We start from the raw sequence: 24,043 nt of genomic DNA, 5'->3' as shown, positions 1-24,043 counted from the left end.
CGCCCTTCATAATAAATAAAAATACGTAAATTTGCTATTTAACATTCCAAAAGTCTTCGCCGATGGAACAGCAAAGACTTCTGGATGTTTACCTTCATTCTTCTTATTTTAATGCGATCAGCAGATTTTGCAAATTTTTCTGCATCAGGGTGAAATAATCATCTTTGTTGTTCACCTGTTCCTGAGTCAGACCCTCTACCGGATTTAACACCATCGTTTCTACCCCTGCTTCACTTGCCAACGTTTTAGCTAATTTGTCGGACACAAGCTCTTCAAAGAAAATGTACTTGATGCCTTCATCTTTAACCAGCTTAGCCAGTTTTACAATATCCTGTCCAGTTGGTTCTGCATCCGGGGACAGTCCCATGATGGCATGTTGCTTCAAACCATAATCACGAGCAAGATAACCAAACGCTTGGTGCGAAACCACAATTTCCTTGTTTGGTACGGACGCTAATTCATTCGTGAAACGCTGATCCAGTGCTTCAAGTTTGGTATGAAGCTCCTCATAACGTTGTTCATAACCTGCCTTATGTTCAGGATCAACTTCTACTAAACTGTCCTTGATATTTTCCGCCATGATCATTGCTGATTTGGGGCTAACCCATGTATGAGGATCGATATGATGGTCGGCTATCTGTTCCTCATTGCCACTCTCGTCTGCATGATCATCGGCATGTTCATCCTCATGCTCTTCACCATGTCCGTGACCATCGTCTCCTTCTGCTGATAACAACTTGATACCTTCGCTGACTGCAACGGATTTTACTTTTGTATCACTGTTCAGTGATTTCAAAAAGTTGGGCACCCATCCTTCCAAACCTGCACCATTGTAAAGAAAAAGCTGTGCCTTGGACGTGTTCACAATATCCTGGCTCTTCGGTGTCCAGTCGTGCGGCTCTACTCCTGTAGGCAGCAGGTTAATGACATTGGCATCCTCTCCGCCAATCGCTGCAGTAAACGCATATACCGGGTAAAACGTGGTCACCACATTAACTTTACCTTCCACAATCTTGGCTGTATTCTCGTTGTTCTGCCCACATGCGGACAGTACAAACAAACTAAGTATAAGCAGACCGCTCCAAAGTAGCTTCCTTGTACTCCGTTTGCCAAGTTTGCTGGAACGATCTAATCGAGCTTGTCTCTTCTTTTGAATAAATGTCATATATGATTCACTCCGCATCTCTTAATCGTAAACATTACTGAAAGAATTATAGGTAACATACCCCCAATTGTCAAGGCTCGTGTCCTATTCATTCTTTCCCGAAGTGCAGAGTTCATAACAATATATGCTTGTTCTTCTGTTATCAGCTCTTTTTTCAGCATAAAAAAAGCGGTCCGAATCACTTCGGACCACCCTTGGTTCAAACTTGTGACAATCTCTGTACGATGGATCAACCTAGTTGAGTTGTCTTGTTTTAGAAACTATTTATTTCACTTGCGCGCCGTTTGGCATGCTGTCCGGTACGGTAGCCAGGGTCAGCTGATCCCCATGAGAAGCTGCCAGGATCATACCTTGAGACAGCTCTCCGCGCAGTTTTACTGGTTTAAGATTGGTCACACAGATGACTTTACGTCCAACCATCTCTTCTGGCGAATAAAACTTGGCGATACCAGATACAACCTGACGTTGCTCATAACCAAGATCCAGTTGCAGCTTAAGCAATTTATCTGCCTTTTTAACAGGCTCACAAGCGATAACTTGTGCCACACGCAGCTCAACTTTGGAAAAATCATCAATGGCGATCTCTTCCTTGCCTTCAGGTGCAGTTACCGGTTCTGCTGAAGCTGGAGTAGTTGCTTCTGCTTCTGCCTGACTTGCATCGGACTGCGTTGCTTTTTGTCCACCTGTCATCGCTTCGGAGATGTATGCAATTTCCTGTTCTGCATCCAGACGCGGGAAGATAGGTTCGCCTTTGTGCAGCGAATTGCCTTCAGGTATAATGCCCCATTGTTTCGCTGAATCCCAAGCCGTCAGCTCACCTTCCTGAACACCCAGCTGTTCCCAGATTTTGCGCGGCGCACGAGTCAGGAACGGTTGCAACAGAATGGAAGCAATCCGTAAACTTTCAATTAGATGAGACATCACGGATGCCAGCTCATCCCGTTTCGCTTCATCACGTGCCAGAGCCCATGGCTGTGTTTCGTCAATATATTTGTTGCTGCGGCTAACAAATTGACTGATCGCTGTAAGCGCCACAGAAAACTGCAAGTTCTCCATCGCTTGCTCCACTTTTTCCACCGTTGCATGTCCTGCTTCTTCCAGCGAAGCATCAAACTCCGTTACATTGGAAGCAAATGCAGGAGCTTTGCCTTCAAAGTATTTGTCCACCATCGCGACAGTCCGGTTCAGCAGGTTACCCAGATCGTTTGCAAGATCAGAGTTCACACGCTCTACGAAGCTTTCCGGTGTAAATGTACCATCGGAACCGAACGGTACTTCACGCAGCAAATAGTAACGAAGCGAATCCAGACCGTAACGATCAATCAGGGTTACCGGGTCCACTACGTTCCCTTTGGATTTGGACATTTTGCCATCTTTCATCAGCAGCCAGCCGTGTGCAAATACCTTTTTCGGTAATGGCAGATCCAGCGCCATGAGCATGATTGGCCAATAAATCGTATGGAAACGAACAATTTCTTTGCCCACTAGGTGAACATCCGCTGGCCAGAACTTGTCGTACAATGTAGCATCCGAAGAGCCGTAGCCCAGTGCTGTAATGTAGTTGGACAACGCGTCAATCCATACGTAAACAACGTGTTTCGGATCACCCTTGACTTTAACACCCCACTCAAATGTCGTACGGGATACGGCCAAATCTTCAAGCCCTGGCTTGATGAAGTTGTTGATCATCTCATTTTTACGGGATTCCGGTTGAATAAAACCAGGATTCTCTTCATAATATTTCAGCAAGCGATCAGCGTATTTACTCATGCGGAGGAAGTATGATTCTTCTTTGACGAGTTCCACCGGATGACCGCTGTCCGGACTTTTAGCCGCGATAATCTCGCCTTGTTCATTCTTTTCTACATCCACCAGTTGTGTTTCAGTGTAATAGGTTTCATCCGGTATGCTGTACCAGCCTTCGTACTCACCTTTATAAATATCTCCCTGCTTCAGCAAACGATCAAAGATATCTTGTACAACGGTTTTGTGACGCTCGTCGGTTGTGCGAATGAAGTCATCATTGGAGATATCCAGCTTGTTCCACAGTTCTTTAATGCCTGCGACAATCTCATCAACAAAGGCCTGTGGAGACAAACCCTTCTCCTGAGCCTTGCGCTCAATCTTCTGGCCATGTTCATCGGTACCTGTCAGATAACGCACCTCGTATCCGCGCAAACGTTTGTAACGAGACATTGCATCACCTGCTACCGTTGTGTACGCATGCCCGATATGTAGCTTGTCGCTTGGATAATAAATCGGTGTTGTCAAATAAAATGTTTTTTGATCCGTCATGAATGACTTCTCCTCCTTCAATTGTCTAACGAATACGTGCAATTGTTCGAATGGAAACATATTCCTGATCCGAAAATGAACACAAAAAAACTCCCGCCCTGTATGGGACGAGAGTATCTCTCACGTGTTACCACCCAATTTCCCCGCATTTTTCGCAAAACGCAGGCTCTTCCGGTCCTTCGACCGCCCATTAACGCTGGATCACGCCTCAGGCTTACGACAATAGCGACAAGTCGCTGATTGTACGCTCGAAAGAGGTTCCTCCGGGACCATCTTCCATCCTCCTCCCAGACCGGTTCTCAGCTTCTCCGGCTCTCTGCACTGGGGGTGTGTCTGTACTTATCCCTTCACTGGAAAATCATATACAAAAAATATACTGAAATGCGGACCATGTTGTCAAGTATACCGCTGAATAGAGCCAAGTTTATGGGTTCCAGTTACCTGCTCAATACCACTTTAATCAGCAAAAATGAACATCAGGCTCTTCTGCACATTACGGTTCGGATATCACTACATTTTTCTCCACCTTTGGCGGAACCAAATCTACACCGCCCGGATGAAACGGATGACATTTGGCAATCCGTTTCGCCGCTAGCAACGAACCTTTGAGTGCACCGTGCACTTCAATAGCTTCCATCGCATATGCCGAACACGTAGGATAGAATCGGCATGTTGGCGGTTTTAAGGGAGAGATATAATTGCGGTACACCCGGATCGGAGCTTGCACGATTCTACGCGAAAGTTTCATCTTCAATTCTTCCCGTGGCTATGTGCATGCTGATGGGCAGATGACTTCTTAGCTGGAGCATGTTCAGCACAGTCCTTGCAGTATCCGAACACTTCAAACTTGTGATCCACGACCTGAAATTGCTCGGGAGCATCAGCAAGTTGCATTGGACAAAAAACGATCGGGTAGGTCTTCTGACACTTCAGGCAGATCATATGATGATGATGGTGGCCTTCACTACAATGCGCTCTGAATTTCACTCCATCTTCAAAGATCACTTGCTCCAGCACACCCAGTTCCTGCATCACACGCAAGTTCCGATACACCGTGTCAAAGCTTAATCCGCTGTAAGTCTTACCCATATATTCGTAGACGTCCTTGGGTGTAAGATACCCTGGAGATTCGGCAAATAACCGTGCAAGTGTCTTGCGTTGATCGGTTATACGAAGTCCCTGTGAGGACATGGTCGTTATAATTTCTTCCGTCGACAGCATGATTTAAAGCACCTCCTGTCATACAAACCTTTTGCATTCTTCATCATGCGACAAAAACTTTTGGACAAAAGCCGTTGGTTCTGCTCTTTTGGTATACCTCTAATAATGCATGAAATGGAGATCAGAGTCAACGAAGCTCTGCAACGCATAGCCGTTTTTACTCAAATTGAAAACTTAAACTAAAAACAAAGGACCCCAAATATGGAGTCCTTCGATTGACGGTTCAGAATATAGGTCATACAGGTGACTTTTGGGGTGAACGGGTATATAAAATATAAGCTTTCACTCCAAACCGTACGGTTTGATTCGCAAAATATTACTTCTCAGCTGGAAGCGGTGTAAACAGAATATTTACCGGCAAGTTGCTTCCTGGTGCAGCAGAGAAAATAATGGTTACACTTTCACCGTAAGAACCTGTGCGATACAGCACATTCTGTTCATTCGGCGCACTTAGAGATTGGCTGTTATTCGATAACTGTACCAACTGTCCGTTTACAAGTGCTGAACCATAATACTTGCCTCCGCGAGGATTAAACGAAATCAGTGTACGCGGAGCAACATTGTTCAAGGTAATTTTGTACAGTACACCGAAATTACCAGCGTTAGAAGCGCTTGTGAAAGCCATCGGGTCTGTGCCGTCGAGATTCGGATCACTTGCATTATCTCCTAATGGCAGACGGGAAGGCTTCGTGCCAACTTCCTGATCGTACGTAATAATTCGTGTTGCGTTTGGATAAGTCCCACGGTTATGAACGCCGTCACGGTCCAGAACCGGCAAGGAAGACAATACGGCCATCGGATCTTTATTTTCTTCGATCATTACAATGTTGTAGTCAAGAGTATAATCACTGAAAGCGTCGGAATAAAGGGAGATGACCTGCCCCTCTTTCATGGAAATATTGTTCAATTCAGTCAGAATCAATTTGCTTTCTCCTGGCTGGATGTATACTTTCTTCGAATCTGCTCCCGTTTGCATGGATTTGAACCATTTATCGATGGACAATTTACCCGCAACGGTTGCAAATGGCGTCGGTCCTGCAAAGCCCATATTTTGCTGGTCGAATACAGCTGTGTATGGATTGTTATTGGTAGCAATCACATACATTTTCACTCTTTTGCCCGTATTATTGACATGGTGAATCATGAAACGCGTCTGTCCAAAGGAAGATTCCTTGTAGACGATGCCTTCCTGGTTAACGGTTTCCGGACTGTTACTACGAATAAGCAAGCTTGGTTCATCCGTGTACGTAAATGGTACTTTTTCCATAGCAGGAACTTCCCCGCCGTTGAATGTAAATTTGTCCCCTACAGGTACGAACAATTTGTTGAAATCAGACTGATTATACAGCGTTTCGCTTGTGATCATAATCTCTTTCGTATAGGTGTTGCTCAGACCATGCTGATCTGTAACAGTAAGTGATACCGTCTTAGGTCCCGGAAGGAAAAATGCGAGTGCATTGTTGCTCCAGTCTCTTTTGATGATCGCATCCTCATCATCTGTACTTTGGTCGGTGTAGGAGATTTTTTCACCCATTTTGTATTCTTCCTTGTCTGTAGTAAACATCGCTACTGGGGGAAGATTCGGACGCTCCACCTTTATCGTAAGCGTATACGGGTTACTCCATTGACCACTCGAATCTTGAACGGTGTAAGTCACAGTGTAAACTCCCGGCTGATCAAAGGAATCTTGACGTCCAGTCCACTGCTCATCCACAATAGGAAGGCCGTTCGGTGAACTATTTTTAGTCGTGTAGATCACTTGATCCCCTGCAAAAATTTCCTTTTGTACCGTAAAGCTGGCTACAGGTTTAGTGTTAAGCTTCAACACAACCGTCTTCGCAGACTGATTAACGGTATATGTGATGTTCAGCGCTTGTGTGATAGATGTCAATGGAATCATGAACGTGTTTTTTTCTTGATAAGCTGGGCCTTTCATCGTTCTGGATTCTCCGTTAACGGTATACACTTTGCTGTTTGTTTTGAAACGAAGTTCGTCCGTACCGCTGAGAATGATGGTCTCTTTGGTTTTATTATCGTACTTCACGTCGTAACCTACCCGATCAACCAATGCACGAATGGCCACGTAAGAAACACCATTTTTTACGGCCATCGGCTGTCCAGCCAGATACGTTTTTCCATCCTGAATCATCTTGTTGCTGTTCATATAAAGTGTCAGGTCTCCGGCCGATCGCACAGTCGCATCTGTTCCACCAGTCGTAGGTTGCTCTACTTCAGCAGGTGTTGGTGTGTTTGGTGTGTTTGTTTCTTCACCTGTTCCTTGTTGTTCCCCGTTTGCTTCTGTTGCCGGATTTACCGGTGTAGCTTCTGTTCCAGAAGGACCTGTTGTTCCCTGATCCGTTTCTATGGCACTTTCATTGTTGGCAGGTTGTGTGTTGTTTGATGGATTGTTAGCAGGATCAGTCGTTGCTCCTGATTTCACTTCGGACTCAGCAATTGGCTGTTCTCTCTTCACAACCTCAACGGATTTCACTTTTGCGGTATTCACTGGCGTAGCTTCGCTTGATTCTGCTGCTTGTGTATTCGCAGGAATGACTGTAAACGCCTGAAAAACAGCAAAAGCGGTTAGTATGGACAACTTCTTCTTCAAATTCATTCTTTGTCTTTGGCTCCTTCTGCTCCCATTTTATTAATATCCCCTCTAAAAGTCATATGATTAGACGCTCAGAAACGGGAAAAGTTGCTAAAAATAATGAATAAGAATTGTAAACTTTTAATAGAAGTGAAAAACTATGAAAATAGTTATCTGTTAATATAAACAAGCTATATGAGTTGAACTAAAGATTTACACAGCCCCAATGCAGAAGTATTGGTTATACCCGTTCAGAGTGAAAAAATAAAAAAACAACCTCTACGAAATAATATTCGTAAAGGTTGCTTGTCTATAGATCTCCGCTTACCGCTTACTTCCCTGAACAAGTGACACCAGCCGTTTCTGCACGACCTTGCTCAATCAGGCGATATGCCCGTTCAACTTCTTCTTCGGTTGGTGAAGGTACGCCATCCAGCGGATAAACTTTACCCAGCGCTTCCCATTTGTAAATCCCCATTTGATGATAAGGAAGAATTTCGAACTTCTCCACCCCATTCAGCGTGCCAATGAAACGCCCGAGATTCAATAAATCCTCTTCCTGATCATGGATACCAGGCACGTATACATGTCTGATCCACATTTTTCGACCATGATCGGATAACCATCTTGCGGTCTTTAACGTACGTTCATTGGATTTCCCCGTCAGCTTGATGTGTTTCTCGTCATCAATATGCTTTAGATCGAGTAATACTAGGTCTGTATGATCAAGTAAGTCATGAATGCGATCCGGTTCATTGAACCCGTTGCTATCCAGTGTCGTATGAAGCCCCCAGCGACGTTTGACTTCCTTGAATATTTCTGCGACAAAGTGAGCTTGCAGGGTAGGTTCTCCGCCAGATATGGTAAGTCCACCGCCAGAGCTACGATAGTAGGACAGGTACGGCTGGATTTCAGCCAGTACCTCCTCCAGTGTCATCTCTTTCCCGCCATCCAATGCCCAAGTGTCAGGGTTGTGGCAGTACTGACATTTGAGCAGGCATCCTTGCATAAAAAGCACGAAGCGGATGCCTGGGCCGTCAACCGTCCCGAAAGTTTCGAGTGAATGAATATGTCCGTTCATCATGTTGCCTCTTCCTTTCTTTTCGCATCCGCTATGCGCCTGCTTTTATGTTGAATAAGAATACTTGACTGGAATACTGGAAAAGTGACTTACATCGAACCGTGGAACGTACGGTTGATAACATCCAGCTGTTGCTCACGCGTCAGTTTAATGAAGTTAACTGCGTAACCCGACACCCGCACAGTCAATTGCGGATATTGTTCCGGGTGATCCATTGCATCAATCAGTTGCTGACGATCAAATACGTTTACGTTCAAGTGATGCGCATTTTGACCGAAGTATCCATCCATCATTGCGGTCAGATTGGATTTGCGTGTCGCATCTTCTTTCCCCAGTGCTTTTGGCACAATGGAGAAGGTGTTGGAAATACCGTCAAGGCTGTGTTCATAAGGCAGTTTCGCTACCGAGCCGAGCGATGCCAGTGCACCTTTTTTATCCCGACCATGCATTGGGTTTGCCCCTGGTGCAAATGGTTCGCCTGCTTTACGTCCATCAGGTGTTGTTCCTGTTTTCTTGCCGTACACCACATTGGAAGTGATGGTCAGTACAGATTGCGTTGGCATTGCGTTACGATAGGCTTTGTGCTTGCGAATCATACTCATGAAGCTTTCCACCAGTTCTACAGCAATGTTATCTACACTGTCATCGTTGTTGCCGTAGCAAGGGAATTCACCTTCAATTTCAAAGTCAACAGCAATGCCTTGCTCGTTGCGGATCGGTTTAACTTTGGCATATTTGATCGCACTGAGTGAGTCCGCTGCTACCGACAGTCCGGCGATGCCACAAGCCATCGTACGCAGAATGTCTCGGTCATGGAGTGCCATTTCGATACGTTCGTAGCTGTACTTATCATGCATATAGTGGATCACGTTAAGAGTGTTCATGTACAGTTTAGCGAGCCACTCCATCATCGGTTTGAAGCGTTTCATGACTTCATTGTAGTCCAGTACCTCACTTGTAATGGCAGGATATTCTGGACCAACCTGTGCTCCCGATTTTTCGTCACGTCCACCGTTGATTGCATACAGCAATGCTTTCGCCAAGTTGGCACGTGCGCCGAAGAATTGCATTTGTTTACCGATCTTCATTGCGGATACACAGCAGGCAATACCGTAATCATCGCCATAGATTGGGCGCATCAGATCATCATTTTCATACTGGATGGAACTGGTTTCAATAGATACTTTACTGCAATAATCTTTGAAAGCTTCAGGCAGCTTCGTGGACCATAGGACGGTCAAGTTCGGCTCTGGAGCAGGTCCCAGGTTGTGCAGTGTGTGCAGGAAACGGAAGCTGTTTTTAGTTACGCGTGTTTCGCCGTTAACGGACATTCCGCCGATGGACTCCGTTACCCACGTTGGGTCACCACTGAACAATTCGTTGTAATCCGGCGTGCGCAGGAATTTGACAATCCGCAGTTTCATGACAAAGTGGTCAACTAATTCTTGTGCTTGTTCTTCTGTCAAGATACCTTCTTGCAGATCACGTTCAATGTAGATATCCAGGAAGGAAGATACACGTCCAAGGGACATTGCAGCACCATTCTGTTCTTTAATCGCTGCGAGGTAACCGAAATACAGCCACTGGAATGCTTCTTTAGCCGTAGTTGCTGGTAATGAAATATCGAAGCCATGCATCTCACCCAGTTGTTTCAGTTCTTGCAGTGCACGAATCTGTTCGGACAACTCTTCGCGCAAACGAATGACATCTTCATCAATCACGTCGACTTCCAGTGCATTGAGTTCACCTTTTTTGTTACGAATCAGGAAGTCTACCCCGTACAAAGCAACCCGGCGATAGTCACCGATGATCCGGCCACGGCCGTAAGCATCTGGCAAACCTGTGATAATACCGGCTTTACGTGCTGCACGCATCTCTGCTGTGTAAGCATCAAATACACCTTGGTTATGCGTTTTACGAATGTTTGTAAATATATCAATGACACCTTGAGGCATTTCAAAACCATATGCTTCACAAGCATCAATCATCATACGAATTCCGCCGAATGGCTGAATGGAACGTCTGAATGGAGCGTCTGTCTGAACTCCGACAATCTGCTCTTTCGACTGATCCAGATAACCCGGTTGGTGTGATGTAATGGTAGAAGGTGTGTTTACATCCACATCAAGCACGCCGCCATTATCGCGTTCTTTTTTAGTCAGGTCCGATACGATATCCCACAATTCTTTGGTATTCTGGGTAGCGCCTGCGAGGAAAGCTTCATCCCCGTAATATGGAGACAGATTGTGTACCAGAAAATTATTCACATCTACGGTCTTGGTCCAAGTTCCTTTAGTAAAGTTTCTCCAGCCTGTTTGTTGTTTGACATCTTTTTCGATCACCGACATCTTAATCCCTCCGCTTTTTTGGATTTCTGGACACATCACATTGTTGCAGTACACGTATCATCAGATGTCCAGATCCGCGATTGATGTGAATTGTTTCACATGAGCCGGAACACTTTTTCTCTAGTTGGGAACCGGAACCGCGGAATGATTGTTTTCTTTACATTTTCAGTATACGTCGAGCTGGTTTCATCATCTGTGATTTTTGTCACAAACTATGGACGTTGTCTTATTGCACGATACGAGGGTTGTTCACCCCTTGACCACTCCGCGGGCAGAACCACTTCAGATCGCTGTTATCCCCGGATTTTTTCGATCCACTTTTCCAAAGTGAAAATCCGGTGATAAGCGTATGCTTCCGATGTAGCTTTCTTTCAGAAAGCTTTCAAGCGAACGCTTCGCCTCTCCGTTTTTCTGCCCTCTCTGCTTCACCTACCTCTTTCCCACCTCCTTTCCTGTTTCTCTGCTTCCTTTTCCTTAACGATACGGCAATCGGGGCTCCCCAATATGGAGAACCCCTGAATCACTTGCCACAACCTGAAATGGTTATTTATTATTTATGCTGTTTTTTATTCAAACTTCCCATAGAAAGCGTTGCGGTACACATCGGCCAGTTCAGTTACAAGCGGCAGTTTTGGATTCGCTGTTGTACATTGGTCTTCGAAGGCGCGATCTGCCAAGTAATCTACACGCGATTCGAAGTCTTTCGCGTCAAATCCGATTTCCTGGAACGATTCTTCGATGCCCAGTTTTTTGTTCAGATCACGGATCGCTTTGATCAAGCTGTTCACGCCTTCTTCGGTTGTCCGTGCTGGCAATCCAAGAATGCGTGCGATTTCGGCGTACCGCTCATCTGCCACAAAGTGCGAATATTTCGGGAACGATGCAAATTTCGTCGGTTTTTTCGCATTGTAGCGAATGACGTGTGGCATCAGGATCGCATTGGTGCGTCCGTGTGCGGTGTGATATTGACCGCCCCATTTATGCGCCAAACTGTGGTTAATGCCCAGGAACGCGTTGGCAAACGCCATACCGGCAATCGTCGAAGCATTGTGCATTTTCTCGCGTGCCAGTTTGTCGCCCTGTAATGCGGATTGCTCCAGATATTGGAACACCAGTTGGATCGCTTTGATTGCCAGACCGTCTGTGTAGTCATTGGCCATTACGGATACATATGCTTCAATGGCGTGAGTCAGTACGTCCATACCGGTATCGGCAACTGCGGTTCTTGGCAAACTGTATACAAACTCAGGGTCAACAATCGCTACGTCTGGTGTCAATTCATAGTCAGCCAGCGGATATTTGGTGTTGCCATGCTCTTTATCCGTAATTACCGCAAACGATGTGACTTCCGAACCTGTACCCGATGTTGTCGGGATGGCTACGAATTTTGCTTTTGAACCGAGTCTTGGATATTTGTAAATCCGTTTACGAATATCCATGAATTTTTGTTTCAGGTTGTTAAAATCTGTATCTGGATATTCATAGAACAGCCACATCGCTTTGGCAGCATCCATTGGCGATCCACCGCCGAGTGCAATAATGCAGTCTGGCTGGAAGCGTTCCATCATCGCTGTACCACGGTCTACTGTTGTTGTTGATGGATCTGGCTCAACTTCAGAGAAGACTTCAATGGCTACCGGTGTCTGACGTTGACGCAGGTAATGCTCTACTTTTTCTACATATCCGAGTTTGACCATCACGGCATCCGTAATGATTGCTACGCGAGTAATGTCCGGCATTTTGGCGAGATACTGTGTTGCCCCTTTTTCGAAGTAGACTTTGTTCGGCACTTTGAACCATTGCATATTCACGGTACGGCGAGCCACCCTTTTCACATTGATTAGGTTCACAGCAGTTACGTTAGAAGATGTTGAGTTACGTCCGTACGATCCACAACCCAGTGTCAGTGATGGCATATTCGTATTGTAGATATCCCCGATCGCACCATGTGTGGAAGGTGAGTTTACGATAATCCGTCCCGTTTGCAGGCGATCCGCAAATTGGTTGATCACTTCTTCATTGTTCGAGTGGATAACGGAGGAGTGACCCATTCCGCCAAAAGCAACCACTTCTGCCGCACGCTCAATACCATCTTTTGCGGATTTAACTTTGTAACATGCCAGCACCGGACTCAGTTTCTCGGCGGACAATGGGAATTTGGTGCCTACGCCTTCAATCTCGGCTACCAAAATCTTAGTGCCTGCAGGTACTTCGATGCCGCACATTTTAGCAATGTTCACAGCGGACTGACCTACAATGGTTGGGTTAACTGCACATTTTTCTGCGTTGATTGCACCTGCTGTCAATTTGGCAGCTTCCTCTTTGTTCACAAAGTAACAGCCGTTCGTGATCATTTTCTTTTTCACTTGGTCGAAGATGGGTTCTTCAATGATGACCGCTTGTTCGGACGCACAGATCATCCCGTTATCGAAAGACTTCGACAGAATCAAATCCGTTACCGCCTGGTTGATATCTGCACTTTTCTCAATAAAGCAAGGCACGTTACCTGGTCCTACGCCCAGTGCCGGTTTACCACAGCTGTACGCTGCCCGCACCATCGCTGATCCGCCTGTCGCCAGGATGAGAGCAACATCATTGTGGTTCATTAATGCGTTGGTACGATCCATGGATGGATCATCAATCCATTGGATACAGTCAGCTGGAGCACCGTTTTTCACAGCGGCTTCAAGCAGAATTTTTGCGGCCTCGCGGCTACAGTTCTGTGCGGAAGGGTGGAAACCAAAGATGATCGGGTTACGTGTTTTGATGGCAATCAGTGCTTTAAACATCGTTGTTGATGTCGGGTTGGTTACTGGAGTAATCCCCATGATGATACCAACGGGCTCCGCAATTTTCTGAAAGCTGTCGTACTCATTGTCTTCAATAACGCCTACTGTTTTTTCGTATTTAATGCTGTTATAAACATACTCCGTTGCGAATATATTTTTAATAATTTTATCTTCATATACACCGCGTCCCGTTTCTTCCACGGCCATTTTGGCGAGCATCATATGTTTATCCAGTCCCGCAAGCGCCATAGCCTGCACAATCCGGTCAATTTGCTGCTGATCCATGGACATGAATGCTGCATGTGCTTTGTTTGCTTTGTCGATTAACGTTTGAATATACTGACCTGCTGTCGGTTCTTTTGTTGGGGCGACTTCATTCTTTACAGCCATCTCCCTCATCCTCCTAAAGGTTCGTATTGGTTTGTCTCTCTTGTTTACATCCACATCGTATCATGGGGAAAAGATATATTATGTGATTTTTTTCACAAAGTATGATGAATTTTAATTAAGTTTTTAACATCCCCTTTTAGATGAGAATTCCCTATCTATTTAAAATAGTAGATCAACAGCCTCATCCTTCCCCTGTAAAAGTGAATTTAATCACAATGTTTGAAATTTCGCCATTTTTAAAGGCTTTCCATGCCCCTCAAACGGTAAGTTTAGGTATATACTGAACTTAAAAATTGAACCACCGCAATTTGTACCGTACCTCCACACGGCCGAGATGACCAGATCAGGATGGCACAGTTTGCGGCGAACCTCGGGGGCAACATGCAGCTAGACTTGCCTGACCGGGGAGACAAAGGGGAGATCAACGTATGGGAGAACTAACAAACGTACTGGAAAAACGAGGAAACACCAACTGTTTCTCGGAAGTGAATTTTAATCATCTGCTCGTAACGATGAAAGACCGCACCTACCCGGAAGGTACACATCTATACTGGGAAGGTGACGTCTCTGACAAACTTTATTATATGAAACGGGGACGTGCACAGATCACAAAATCCACCGACGAGGGTAAGGAACTGATCATGTACATGTACCAGACGGGCGATATGATTGGTCAGGCTGATCCATTCTTTGGCTCCAGACACAGCTTCTCGGCGGAAGTTCTGGAGGATAGCGAGATTGGTGTGCTGGAACACAAAGACCTGGAGATGCTGATCTGTCAGCACTGTGATTTTGCGATTGATTTCATGAAGTGGATGGGCATTCACCATCGTTTGACACAAACGAAATTCCGGGATTTGATGTTGTACGGTAAACCAGGGGCACTCTGTTCTACATTGATCAGGCTGTCCAATTCGTATGGAGAAGCGCACGGAGATCATGTGATGATTCATAAAAAAATTACCCATACGGACCTATCCAATATGATTGGAGCTACCCGTGAAAGTGTAAACCGCATGCTCAGTGATCTTCGCAAAAAAGATGCCATTGAGTATGACAACGGTATGATTGTTATCAAAGACCTTAAAATGTTGCAGGGTATTTGCCACTGCGAATTGTGCCCAAGTGAAATCTGCCGCATTTGACTTTGCCTGAACCGTCTTTTTAAAATATCATTCCACGTAAAAAAGCCCAATGTCGCTACATCCCATTGGGCTTTCTTTGCTTCCTTGTATCTTCTCAGGATGCGTTAACAAGTTCAAGCTTTACCGCATCCCGTGGATTTAATTTCATATCCAAACCGTTCTCCATTAACTCTTTGTCATTAACCTTGATGACCCAGCGCTGATTCATCCGAGGCATAACATTCTCAACGGAAACCACAAATTTGTTATTCTCTGACAGCCGCACAACTCCACTGGATTTTAATACGTCACGAACGGTACATTCCTGGACATAAATACCGGCATACTGCCGATTCAAATTTGGTTCAACACTGCCACCGCTCACCTTAAGCAGGGTTGTCTGATATGTGACACCTTCTCCCCCGCTGTCAGCTGCTTTGACGTATATTATGACTTCATCTTTAGCATGAAGCTCGGTATCCCACTTTTCTGGAGCAATATCCTTACCGTTCAACTTCACTGCCCAACTCAGAGATGAATCAAGAGAAACCTCTCCCACGGATTGTATTCGTTTTCCATCTGCCGTAAAATCAACCAACCCGCTGTTAAGCAACGCTTTTTTGAGCGTCAATCCCTCACTGAAATCTCGTTTGATGGACTTCGTTGCATCGGGTAAAAAGGTACTGCCATCAATAGCAACAGTAATCGTATTGGCTGAATCTTTCTCTGAGACAACCGGCTGTTCGGAAGGCTGTGTCTCTCTGGTACACCCCGTCAAAATGACGAGAATAAGCATGCATAGACCTATGTAACCGGGAATTTTCTTCATCATGTAGGTAACACCACCCTGCGTAAAATCATTCACCCTGTTGTCCATACCCTTTATTATGGCACATTCTTTGATAAAAAACAGTGTCAAAGCCGTTACTTTTGTCCTTCCCCTGTTAAGCACCTGCCGTCAAAAAAGGGAGAGTCTGCAAGCAGACCCTCCTAAACTGCATTGGCCATCCGTTTGACCAGACCACTTATTGAACAAAAGCCTGCATGTAGGTACGACCTCCGTCGCCGTCCTTCACATAGGGATTAAGGCCAAACGTCTGGCTATCTGATACAAAAACACCAGTAAGTAAACGACCTTCAAGTAATGCACCGTCTACCTGCACACAGCAGGATGGGGCATCTACGTATTCCTGATACAAAGGAATATGACCATAGGGCTGATGTATTTTGAACACCTTGCCCTGCTCATGCAACGGGCGATCGGAGAAATACGTTGGCACAATGTATTGTCCGATGACTTCCAGTTCATCTGCTGTATAGAAAGGCTCATCACCAAGCCAGGGTGCGAACATGCGGATTTTTTCATATTGTGACCAGACAACGGCCTGAATAAGCATTTCAATCTGAACCAATTTCCCGTTTCCGGCCTTAAGACAAAGCCGGTCGTTGTAGGGTTTTTGTTTTGCATGAGATACACGATCGGGTAACCGCAGTTCACAACCGATACATTTCCAGCCACTAGGCGCTTGAATCCATTTTTGCAGCACCGCCGGAGGCGATTCTGAGCCAGCGCTGTTCATTAAATACGCATCTGCGAGGACAGGGTTTTCCCTACCCGAACGTGAATCAACCGAGCGTTTGAACAGTTCTGCCGTTTTCTGATAAATCAGATGAACCTGAATGGATGCGCTCTCAAGTTCTGCAATATCTTGTTTGCCGTAGCGTATTTCACGGGATAAGCTTTCTTCTCTCATGACAAGTGGCCTCCTTCGCTCCGGCCGTCTGCGGCCATTTTCTATAGATTATACTACATCTGATGACAACATGTGCACCGGATAAGTGAAAAAGTCCCAGGTAAACTGTCACAGAAGACAAAAAACTCTTGATTTCACTGGAAATCAAGAGTTTCTGTACTTTCTGCACACAGCATCTGCTGGTTTATTCCACCCAATGCTCGGCCCAGTCTTGAATTTGGTTCATAACAGGCTGTAACGCCTTGCCCTTCTCGGTCAACTCATATTCAATCCGCACTGGCGTTTCCGGGTACACATGACGCACCAGAATACCTTCACTCTCCAGATCTTTCATCCGTTCAGACAACATCTTGTCACTCATGGATGGTATCAGATTGGAGATGTCTTTGAATCGCTTTGAACCACTCATCAACGTTTGAATAATCAAACCGTTCCAGCGCTTGCCCAAAAAAGAAAACGCCGTCTCAAAGCGCGGACACATCCGCATATCTTGATCTTCCACTTTCATCACCTCTTTAGAGATCACTCAACTTACGTTTTGTTAGTATATTTCATAATAACACATTTAAGCTTTAAAGAAAACGTCTGCTACGAAAAACTTTACATTTAAGAAGCAATACTTGCTACAATGTTTACCGCATACCTTCAGTATACAACACGTTATGGCAGGTAACCATGGGAAATATCGTTTAACACCTGATATCCTTATATTACCCAAAAAGAACCCTTCTACCACAGTCAGATGACCTGGAGAAGGGCTAGGTTTTACCTTATCGACTTATTATGAATTGTCCATGAACCTAACTAAGCTGCTGCGGCTTAGACCAGCACGCCACCAATTGGTCTTACAGGTTCGCTCTTGCCGTATTGCGGCTTCGAGCTACGGGCAGGGTAGGCCCATTTTACAGCGTTGCTGATCACTTTCAAAATTTCCGGATTGTAATAGGTAGGATATGTCTCGTGCCCAGGCCGGAAATAAAAAATCTTACCTTCACCACGTCGGAATGTGCATCCACTACGGAATACCTCGCCGCCCTGGAAGTTACTCACAAACACCAGCTCATCCGGTACTGGAATATCGAAGAATTCACCATACATCTCTTCTTTTTCCAATACAATCTTGCCGTCAATGCCTTCCGCAATCGGATGGGACGGGTTGACACACCACACGATCTCCTGCTCATCTGCTACACGCCACTTGAGATCACAGCTCGTTCCCATCAGCGCTTTGAAAGGCTTGGAGAAATGACCGGAATGCAGCACAATCATACCCATACCGTTCAATACGCGCTGCACTACCTTCTGTACAATCTCGTCGCTGACGCGATCATGTGCCATATGTCCCCACCATATAAGCACATCTGTGGAATTCAGTACCTCATCACTCAAACCGTGTTCAGGCTGATCCAGTGTAGCTGTTCGAATCGCAAATCCTTCGCCGCCAAGTCCGTCAGCAAGCGCACGGTGAAGACCGTCCGGATAAACTTCCTTGACTTCATCATGTATTTTCTCATGGACAAACTCATTCCAAATGGTGACGTTAATCATATTCAATTTCCCCCTAGTATAGCTCTAAACCCACCACATATCGCCCAGCGGTTCCTCGATCAATACTTGCTGGAGATTTTGTACGGCTTTAGAGAATCCTTCTTCAACCGACATCAGACCGTCTTCATGTTCAATACTTACCACATAATCATATCCAACCAGACGCAGGGCACTCATAATGTCCGCCCACGTTTTGTTATCATGTCCGTAACCCACGGAGCGGAACTGCCAAGCACGATCCAACATGTTCGTGTAATCCTGCATATCTGTTACCCCGTGTTTATTCACGTTCACCGGATCGATCGTTGTATCTTTGGCATGGAAGTGATGGATTGCATTTTCACGACCCAAAATGTGAATCGCTTGGACCGGATCAATGCCTTGCCACCACATATGGCTTGGGTCAAGATTGGCACCAATGACTTCACCTGCAGCTTCACGCAGTCTTAGCAAGGTAGCTGGTGTATGCACTGAAAATCCACCGTGCAGCTCCAAACCTACTTTTACGTTACGGTCTGCAGCAAATTTGCCCCATTCCGTCCAGTAAGGGATGACTTTGTTTTCCCATTGCCATTTCAAAATTTCCTGAAAATCGTTCGGCCACGGCGCCACAGGCCAGTTTGGATACTTGGCATCCTCATGGTCTCCCGGACAGCCGGAGAACGTATTAACAACAGGCACTTCCAGCTTTTGAGCCAGCTCTACCGATTTTACGAAATCATCATGGAACCCCTTCGCAATATCTTTTTGCGGATGCAACGGGTTACCGTGGCAACTCAATGCGCTGATTGTCAGACCACGTGATTCTACCGCATTTTTGAAGTTCTTAAGTGCTGTAGGATTGCTTAACAACTCATCTGGTTTACAATGAGCGTTCCCTGGGTGTCCACCTGTTCCGATTTCAACTGCTTTAAGTCCCTTGGAAGCTACAAAATCAAGAGCATCCTCTAATTTACGTCCACCGAATAGTACCAAAAATACGCCGAGTTTCAAATGCAATTCCTCCCTGATTTAGATAGTGTATGATTGCTGTGTTTTGCTATTCCGTTCTCATGCTTGTTTAGTTATTGTGGAAAAACAAGCATGATTCTATCCCGAAAATTCAACGTTATCACTCATGGATCTTCAAACTCGAAACTCCATTATCCATTAATGAGATTCAACTGTTTCATTTTCGGATGGACTGGCATTGGTTGTTACAACGCTGTCATAGGTGCTCTCCAGATGAATGTGCTTGCCTTCAAGAGAAGAACGCTGAAATGCGTGCATGGCTTCAAGCACATGATATGCCAGCTTACCACTTGCTTTGTGCTCGCGTCCGGCACGAATGGACTCCACCATCTCGGTCAGTCCAATGCCCCTCTCGTTGTGGCCGCTTTCGAAGGCCGGCTTAACCGTCTCCCATGTGTCTTGACCATAACGGCGAAGCTTGACTTCTCCATTAAAGAAGTTAGGGTCAGGTACACTAAGCGTGCCAGCCGTACCATAGATTTCGATACGTGGCAGATCAGAAGCGCCGCGGATATCAAAGCTTGTAATCATCGTTACGATGGCTCCATCCGCAAAATCGATCGTTCCAGCCAAGTGGGTTGGTGTTTCGACACGAAGCGTAGTGCCCTCTTTGGGACCTGAACCAACCTTGCGATCAGCAATCTGAATGCCTGCGGACGCGCTGATCCGGCGAATCGGGCCAAGCAGCGTAACGAGAGCCGTCAAATAATATGGCCCCATGTCAAACATTGGCCCGCCCCCTGCCATGTAAAAAAACTCAGGATCAGGATGCCATGCCTCCGGCCCCCCGCCCATAAAGAAGGAAGTAGCCGCAATTGGCTTGCCAATCAAACCTTCTTCAATGGCTTTGCGAGCGGTCTGGATGCCTGAGCCAAGGAATGTGTCCGGCGCAGAACCGACGTACAACTTCTTTTCCTCGGCAAGTTCGATCACTTTGCGTCCATCTTCCAGCGAAATGGCCAGTGGTTTCTCGGCATACACATGCTTGCCTGCTTCCAGAGCAGCCAGATCAGTCATCGCATGACTGCCCGGAATCGTCAGGTTCAGCACAAGCTCAATCTCGTCATTTTGTAACAACTCATCTACATTGTAAACGTTTGCGATATTAAATTCATCTGCCCGTTCCTGAGCACGCTCACGGATCAGGTCAGCGACCGCCACAACCTCGATATAAGGATTCGTTTTAAGATTTTCTAAGTAAATCGCACTGATGTTACCGCAGCCGATGATGCCTGCTTTCATTTTTTTCACGATGATGTTCATCTCCTTACGCGCTTGTAAGAGCTATGTTCAGCTGTTCAAAATGCTTGTTGAAATCTTAATTCATTATGTTGCTCAACTCTAAGTCTATGGTATTCTGTTTGCGCTTCAATTAAAATGAATAATATGACTGAAACATGAACTATCTGGTCATAATTTTGAAATTTAAACAAGGAGTATCCATATGCCAACAGACCTTTCCTGCCAAGTTCTTACAGCTGGCTTTTCATTTCATCGTAAACCCTATAGCATGGTACAGCTGGACGGGGTGAAAAATTACTTGATGCGACTTCAAACGGATGGACGCTGCCGTGCTCGCATTGATGGTTCCATGTCCAAGGTTGACGCAGGAGACTTGCTTCTTTTTGACCCGGATGAGCCTTATGAACTGAGAATAGACAATGAGTACAATCCCATGGGAGAGCGGCTTGTGGAGAGTGGGGATTATCATATTTTCTTCAACGGTTCCTGGGTGGATGAGTGGTGGAAACACCATAAACGGCCGACTCGAATCAAGGTTGAATTGTCCGAGAGCCTGTTATCTCTGTTCAGACAGCTGATTCTGGAGCAACGTCGCCTTTCCAATCCTTACCCCGAGATTTCGAGTTATTACATGCGTATATTGTGTCTGGAAGTGGATCGATTGTTATCGGAGCATCCCACCCATACGAAAACCAATTATGTTGCTTATGAAATTAAAAATTATATCGAGGAAAATGCTTCTTCCCTATTTAAACTGGAGGATGTGGCAACGCATCTGGGCATCAGCGTCTCACGAGGTGTGCACCTTTTTAAAGAAACGTTTGGCAAAAGCATTATGCAATATACGCTCGATGTACGGCTTAATATGGCCAGAGAACGGATTATTTTTAGTCCGATGACCCTGGAACAAGTCTCTGAATCGTCCGGTTTTAACAATTATACATATTTTCATCGTGTGTTCCGTTCCCGGTTCGGCATGTCACCAAAGGAATTTCGCCTGATTCACCGGGAACAGATGTAACGATGTCCTGGATTTTGAGGATATACTACTAACTCATTATGAATCCGTTAAGATTTCTAGATGCTTAAATACTGTTGAACATCGGATGTGTGCATATGTTAACAATAGTATACGTCTTATACACTTATTTGCGCGCGGCGATGGCCTCGGATACAACCATAGCGAGGTCTTCGTTGCCAAACATCGAGAGCACACCAAGCACAGTATCGTCTGGAATATCTCCAGCTTCCTCCTTGGATACAATCAGCTTCTGTACCTGCTGCAAACGCTCATTGCTCTGTTGCTCGGGATACGCTTGTCGATACATCTCTTCCGGGTCAAGCTCGTTATTTACGCACCACTGAGCAAAGACCAAGATCATCATCTCTTCTTCCTGCTTATAAGACTCAATGACTGCTTCTTCAATTTGTTTGTTTCGTTCCTTTTGATACTCATCCATGCTTTGCTAACGCTCCTTTACTTCATTCAACTGTATTTACTGCAATGATTCTGTATCCACTTTTGGATCGGCATGGATCAAATTCGATTACTTATCCCTTGATCAGCTGCTCAGCCAGCTCATGACTGTCCATAACATAACTCGCACTGATCTGGCAGTCATCGGGTGTATGCAGACAAGCAAGGAAATGATCTACAGCTCCGGCGAAACCTCTGCGTGCCAGTACGGTATCCCAGCTTCCAAACGTCTCTTTTGTCTCCAGTTCCCCCTGTTCCGCATAGTAAGCCGTATCCATATTCACGACTTCTACCGATCTTCCTCCGCCGTGCATCTCTACCTTCTCTAGGTCAGCCCCTGCGGCACGAATCATTTCGAACCGAGCGAGTCCCGTTTTACCTTGCTTGGCTGTTCCAGCCGCATGCAACAACCGCCCTTGATCATCTTGGCGAAGCCACTGATGTACAAGCTGCACATCGTTATCTGCGTACCATAACATCAGATCCAGCATATGAATGAGATCATCATAGATGGTCTCGGCGGCTGGGCGATCCTGTATGCCTGTGCGATGTTTGGTCAGAGTGAGTGTTTCGTACCCCTTTCCGCGCTGCATCCATTCTTTTGCCTTTAGATACATCGGTGCGAATCTGCGGTTGAATCCAACTGCGAGCAGCAAGCCCTGTGCTTCTGCGAATGCAGTCATCTCTTCGGACTCCCGCAGGGTATAGGACAATGGCTTGTCTACATAAACGGCCAGTCCCTTCTCCAGGCATGCCATCACAATCTCGAAATGGGATTCCGTTGCCGTATGTACAAATACCGCATCCAAATCCCAGGACAGCAGCTCTTTCAGATCTGTTGTTCCCCGCTCAATGCGATGCGCCTGTCCAATCTCCTTTACCGGTTCAGGTGACCGGTTCATGATGCCTACAATCTCTAATTGCGGACGGGCAGTGAGCAGTGGCAAATATACTTTACGTGCGATTCCTCCGAGTCCAATCATTGCAATTCGGGTACGCTTGGTCGTTTCCATGATAAGCATTCCACCTTCAGCTAAATTCCTTCGTCAGCCTTCATTTTATAATCCGGCCTATGACTTTCTCCGTCCTATAGTGTAACCTCTTCGCCTCCAACTTGCCAGTGATCGAAGTAATGGATGTCTACATTGTTCATAAGATGGCCTGTCGTGGTAAACTATGGAGGACAGCAGAACCGGATGAGACTCGGTGTCATCCAAGGGTCTGAACTGAAAGGAGCGTTTGGCTTTTGCGAAAATGGTTATGGCTCCTCGTTTATGTTTTACTTGCCGGAGTCACGTTTATTTACAGATATGAACTGCTGGCATGGGCCGATGACCATCAGTCCATCCCGCTTTTACTTTCCTTGGCAACACTGTTTGCCCTTGTACCTGTTATTCCCTACAAAATAGTTATTATTGCTTTTGGGTACAGCTACGGTATAACGATGGCAGCATGGATTTGCTGGCTCGGCACAACGCTTGCGGCAATTCTCGTCTATGCTGGAGCAAGAACTATTTTTCGGGAACAGGCTCGGGGTTATCTTGAACGTATCCGTGGATTGAATCGGTTCACGGCCTGGATGGAAGCACATCCGTTCATGGGCGTGATGACGATGCGTTTACTGCCCGTGGTTCCGCAGATGGCTGTTAATATCTATGCCGGTATTACGTATACCCCCTTCTGGGTGTTCTTGGCCGCGACAGCGATTGGCAAAATGCCTGCAATCTTTGTATTTGCCTACGCAGGGGCTCAGGCGGGTTCATCGATCTGGATGAGTTTGGGAATACTGGCGGGATATATGATCGTTATGGCTATGATTTTCATGTTGTTCCGCTATCGGTCACGTAAAAAGGCTTGAGGATTGGCTGAACTTTTCAGTCTGATTCACGCCTGCTTGCGCGCTCCCGCTTGGTTGACTTGACCATTCGGGATATAATAGAAGAGTAAGCCTAATATTCATATTTAGAAATTCAAATATACCGATGATTGCTGGAGCCTCTCTTTGAAC

20 protein-coding genes are annotated in these 24,043 nt (G+C 45.8%); 3 read left to right on the top strand and 17 right to left on the bottom strand.

What is annotated here, in order from left to right; genetic code table 11:
- Nucleotides 1–103: 103 nt before the first annotated feature.
- The 9 genes from ABIE27_RS04085 to adhE all read right to left on the bottom strand — a co-directional run bounded on the left by ABIE27_RS04085 (nucleotide 104) and on the right by adhE (nucleotide 13,879).
- Nucleotides 104–1,165: a metal ABC transporter substrate-binding protein gene (locus tag ABIE27_RS04085; RefSeq protein WP_429349956.1), complete on the bottom strand. Its 1,062-nt coding sequence runs from the start codon at nucleotides 1,163–1,165 to the stop codon at nucleotides 104–106.
- 264 nt (nucleotides 1,166–1,429) lie between these two features.
- Complete coding sequence (gene metG / locus ABIE27_RS04080; RefSeq protein WP_123062276.1) at nucleotides 1,430–3,460, bottom strand: methionine--tRNA ligase; 2,031 nt, start codon at nucleotides 3,458–3,460, stop codon at nucleotides 1,430–1,432.
- A gap of 493 nt (nucleotides 3,461–3,953) precedes the next feature.
- Nucleotides 3,954–4,208, bottom strand: coding sequence for a membrane protein insertion efficiency factor YidD (gene yidD, locus ABIE27_RS04075; RefSeq protein WP_090922569.1), 255 nt, complete (start codon nucleotides 4,206–4,208; stop codon nucleotides 3,954–3,956).
- A gap of 2 nt (nucleotides 4,209–4,210) precedes the next feature.
- Nucleotides 4,211–4,681 (bottom strand): Fur family transcriptional regulator, encoded by a 471-nt coding sequence (locus ABIE27_RS04070; protein ID WP_123062277.1) that lies wholly within the window; start codon nucleotides 4,679–4,681, stop codon nucleotides 4,211–4,213.
- Between the two features lie 316 nt (nucleotides 4,682–4,997).
- Complete coding sequence (locus ABIE27_RS04065; RefSeq protein WP_429349955.1) at nucleotides 4,998–7,295, bottom strand: stalk domain-containing protein; 2,298 nt, start codon at nucleotides 7,293–7,295, stop codon at nucleotides 4,998–5,000.
- A gap of 307 nt (nucleotides 7,296–7,602) precedes the next feature.
- Nucleotides 7,603–8,355, bottom strand: coding sequence for a pyruvate formate-lyase-activating protein (gene pflA / locus ABIE27_RS04060; RefSeq protein WP_123062279.1), 753 nt, complete (start codon nucleotides 8,353–8,355; stop codon nucleotides 7,603–7,605).
- Between the two features lie 86 nt (nucleotides 8,356–8,441).
- Nucleotides 8,442–10,700, bottom strand: a complete 2,259-nt coding sequence (pflB, locus tag ABIE27_RS04055) for a formate C-acetyltransferase (RefSeq protein ID WP_123062280.1) — start codon at nucleotides 10,698–10,700, stop codon at nucleotides 8,442–8,444.
- Between the two features lie 282 nt (nucleotides 10,701–10,982).
- A complete protein-coding gene (locus ABIE27_RS04050) occupies nucleotides 10,983–11,129 on the bottom strand; it encodes a hypothetical protein (RefSeq protein ID WP_429349954.1) in 147 nt (48 codons plus the stop codon).
- 137 nt (nucleotides 11,130–11,266) lie between these two features.
- Nucleotides 11,267–13,879 carry a bifunctional acetaldehyde-CoA/alcohol dehydrogenase gene (adhE, locus tag ABIE27_RS04045; RefSeq protein WP_123062281.1) on the bottom strand — a complete coding sequence of 871 codons (2,613 nt, stop codon included), beginning with the start codon at nucleotides 13,877–13,879 and terminating at the stop codon, nucleotides 11,267–11,269.
- Nucleotides 13,880–14,307: 428 nt separating this feature from the next.
- On the opposite strand from adhE, the gene ABIE27_RS04040 reads away from it, so the two are divergent.
- Nucleotides 14,308–15,024: a Crp/Fnr family transcriptional regulator gene (locus tag ABIE27_RS04040; protein ID WP_123062282.1), complete on the top strand. Its 717-nt coding sequence runs from the start codon at nucleotides 14,308–14,310 to the stop codon at nucleotides 15,022–15,024.
- A 94-nt stretch (nucleotides 15,025–15,118) separates the two neighbouring features.
- On the opposite strand, the gene ABIE27_RS04035 is transcribed toward ABIE27_RS04040, so the two are convergent.
- The 6 genes from ABIE27_RS04035 to ABIE27_RS04010 all read right to left on the bottom strand — a co-directional run bounded on the left by ABIE27_RS04035 (nucleotide 15,119) and on the right by ABIE27_RS04010 (nucleotide 20,567).
- Nucleotides 15,119–15,868, bottom strand: a complete 750-nt coding sequence (locus ABIE27_RS04035; protein WP_429349953.1) for a hypothetical protein — start codon at nucleotides 15,866–15,868, stop codon at nucleotides 15,119–15,121.
- Nucleotides 15,869–16,028: 160 nt separating this feature from the next.
- A complete protein-coding gene (locus ABIE27_RS04030) occupies nucleotides 16,029–16,757 on the bottom strand; it encodes a hypothetical protein (protein WP_123062284.1) in 729 nt (242 codons plus the stop codon).
- Nucleotides 16,758–16,941: 184 nt separating this feature from the next.
- Nucleotides 16,942–17,265 carry a winged helix-turn-helix transcriptional regulator gene (locus tag ABIE27_RS04025; protein WP_123062285.1) on the bottom strand — a complete coding sequence of 108 codons (324 nt, stop codon included), beginning with the start codon at nucleotides 17,263–17,265 and terminating at the stop codon, nucleotides 16,942–16,944.
- Between the two features lie 311 nt (nucleotides 17,266–17,576).
- A complete protein-coding gene (locus tag ABIE27_RS04020) occupies nucleotides 17,577–18,305 on the bottom strand; it encodes a ThuA domain-containing protein (protein ID WP_123062286.1) in 729 nt (242 codons plus the stop codon).
- 24 nt (nucleotides 18,306–18,329) lie between these two features.
- Nucleotides 18,330–19,298: a sugar phosphate isomerase/epimerase family protein gene (locus ABIE27_RS04015; RefSeq protein ID WP_123062287.1), complete on the bottom strand. Its 969-nt coding sequence runs from the start codon at nucleotides 19,296–19,298 to the stop codon at nucleotides 18,330–18,332.
- A 156-nt stretch (nucleotides 19,299–19,454) separates the two neighbouring features.
- Complete coding sequence (locus ABIE27_RS04010) at nucleotides 19,455–20,567, bottom strand: Gfo/Idh/MocA family protein (protein ID WP_123062288.1); 1,113 nt, start codon at nucleotides 20,565–20,567, stop codon at nucleotides 19,455–19,457.
- 193 nt (nucleotides 20,568–20,760) lie between these two features.
- Here ABIE27_RS04010 and ABIE27_RS04005 point away from each other — a divergent pair, with 193 nt between their 5' ends.
- Nucleotides 20,761–21,579, top strand: a complete 819-nt coding sequence (locus ABIE27_RS04005; protein ID WP_123062289.1) for an AraC family transcriptional regulator — start codon at nucleotides 20,761–20,763, stop codon at nucleotides 21,577–21,579.
- Nucleotides 21,580–21,703: 124 nt separating this feature from the next.
- Here the strand turns inward: ABIE27_RS04005 and ABIE27_RS04000 are convergent, their stop codons facing one another.
- Nucleotides 21,704–22,018, bottom strand: a complete 315-nt coding sequence (locus ABIE27_RS04000; protein WP_123062290.1) for a hypothetical protein — start codon at nucleotides 22,016–22,018, stop codon at nucleotides 21,704–21,706.
- Between the two features lie 91 nt (nucleotides 22,019–22,109).
- Nucleotides 22,110–23,048, bottom strand: a complete 939-nt coding sequence (locus tag ABIE27_RS03995) for a Gfo/Idh/MocA family protein (protein WP_123062291.1) — start codon at nucleotides 23,046–23,048, stop codon at nucleotides 22,110–22,112.
- Nucleotides 23,049–23,281: 233 nt separating this feature from the next.
- On the opposite strand from ABIE27_RS03995, the gene ABIE27_RS03990 reads away from it, so the two are divergent.
- The gene (locus ABIE27_RS03990) at nucleotides 23,282–23,893 is read left to right on the top strand and encodes a TVP38/TMEM64 family protein (RefSeq protein ID WP_123062292.1); all 612 of its coding nucleotides are present in this window, start codon (nucleotides 23,282–23,284) and stop codon (nucleotides 23,891–23,893) included.
- Nucleotides 23,894–24,043: the final 150 nt, after the last annotated feature.

The organism is Paenibacillus sp. 4624 (genome assembly GCF_050435065.1).
Lineage (GTDB): Bacteria > Bacillota > Bacilli > Paenibacillales > Paenibacillaceae > Paenibacillus > Paenibacillus amylolyticus_D.
The sequence above is the reverse complement of the archived record's forward strand: the minus strand, read 5'-3'. Positions and strand labels throughout refer to the sequence as shown.

Coding starts and splice junctions, on each gene's coding strand:
- ABIE27_RS04085 (WP_429349956.1), bottom strand. CDS start 1,165: ATGACATTTATTCAAAAGAAGAGACAAGCTCGATTAGATCGTTCCAGC.
- metG (WP_123062276.1), bottom strand. CDS start 3,460: ATGACGGATCAAAAAACATTTTATTTGACAACACCGATTTATTATCCA.
- yidD (WP_090922569.1), bottom strand. CDS start 4,208: ATGAAACTTTCGCGTAGAATCGTGCAAGCTCCGATCCGGGTGTACCGC.
- ABIE27_RS04070 (WP_123062277.1), bottom strand. CDS start 4,681: ATGCTGTCGACGGAAGAAATTATAACGACCATGTCCTCACAGGGACTT.
- ABIE27_RS04065 (WP_429349955.1), bottom strand. CDS start 7,295: ATGAATTTGAAGAAGAAGTTGTCCATACTAACCGCTTTTGCTGTTTTT.
- pflA (WP_123062279.1), bottom strand. CDS start 8,355: ATGATGAACGGACATATTCATTCACTCGAAACTTTCGGGACGGTTGAC.
- pflB (WP_123062280.1), bottom strand. CDS start 10,700: ATGTCGGTGATCGAAAAAGATGTCAAACAACAAACAGGCTGGAGAAAC.
- adhE (WP_123062281.1), bottom strand. CDS start 13,879: ATGGCTGTAAAGAATGAAGTCGCCCCAACAAAAGAACCGACAGCAGGT.
- ABIE27_RS04040 (WP_123062282.1), top strand. CDS start 14,308: ATGGGAGAACTAACAAACGTACTGGAAAAACGAGGAAACACCAACTGT.
- ABIE27_RS04030 (WP_123062284.1), bottom strand. CDS start 16,757: ATGAGAGAAGAAAGCTTATCCCGTGAAATACGCTACGGCAAACAAGAT.
- ABIE27_RS04025 (WP_123062285.1), bottom strand. CDS start 17,265: ATGAAAGTGGAAGATCAAGATATGCGGATGTGTCCGCGCTTTGAGACG.
- ABIE27_RS04020 (WP_123062286.1), bottom strand. CDS start 18,305: ATGATTAACGTCACCATTTGGAATGAGTTTGTCCATGAGAAAATACAT.
- ABIE27_RS04005 (WP_123062289.1), top strand. CDS start 20,761: ATGCCAACAGACCTTTCCTGCCAAGTTCTTACAGCTGGCTTTTCATTT.
- ABIE27_RS04000 (WP_123062290.1), bottom strand. CDS start 22,018: ATGGATGAGTATCAAAAGGAACGAAACAAACAAATTGAAGAAGCAGTC.
- ABIE27_RS03995 (WP_123062291.1), bottom strand. CDS start 23,048: ATGGAAACGACCAAGCGTACCCGAATTGCAATGATTGGACTCGGAGGA.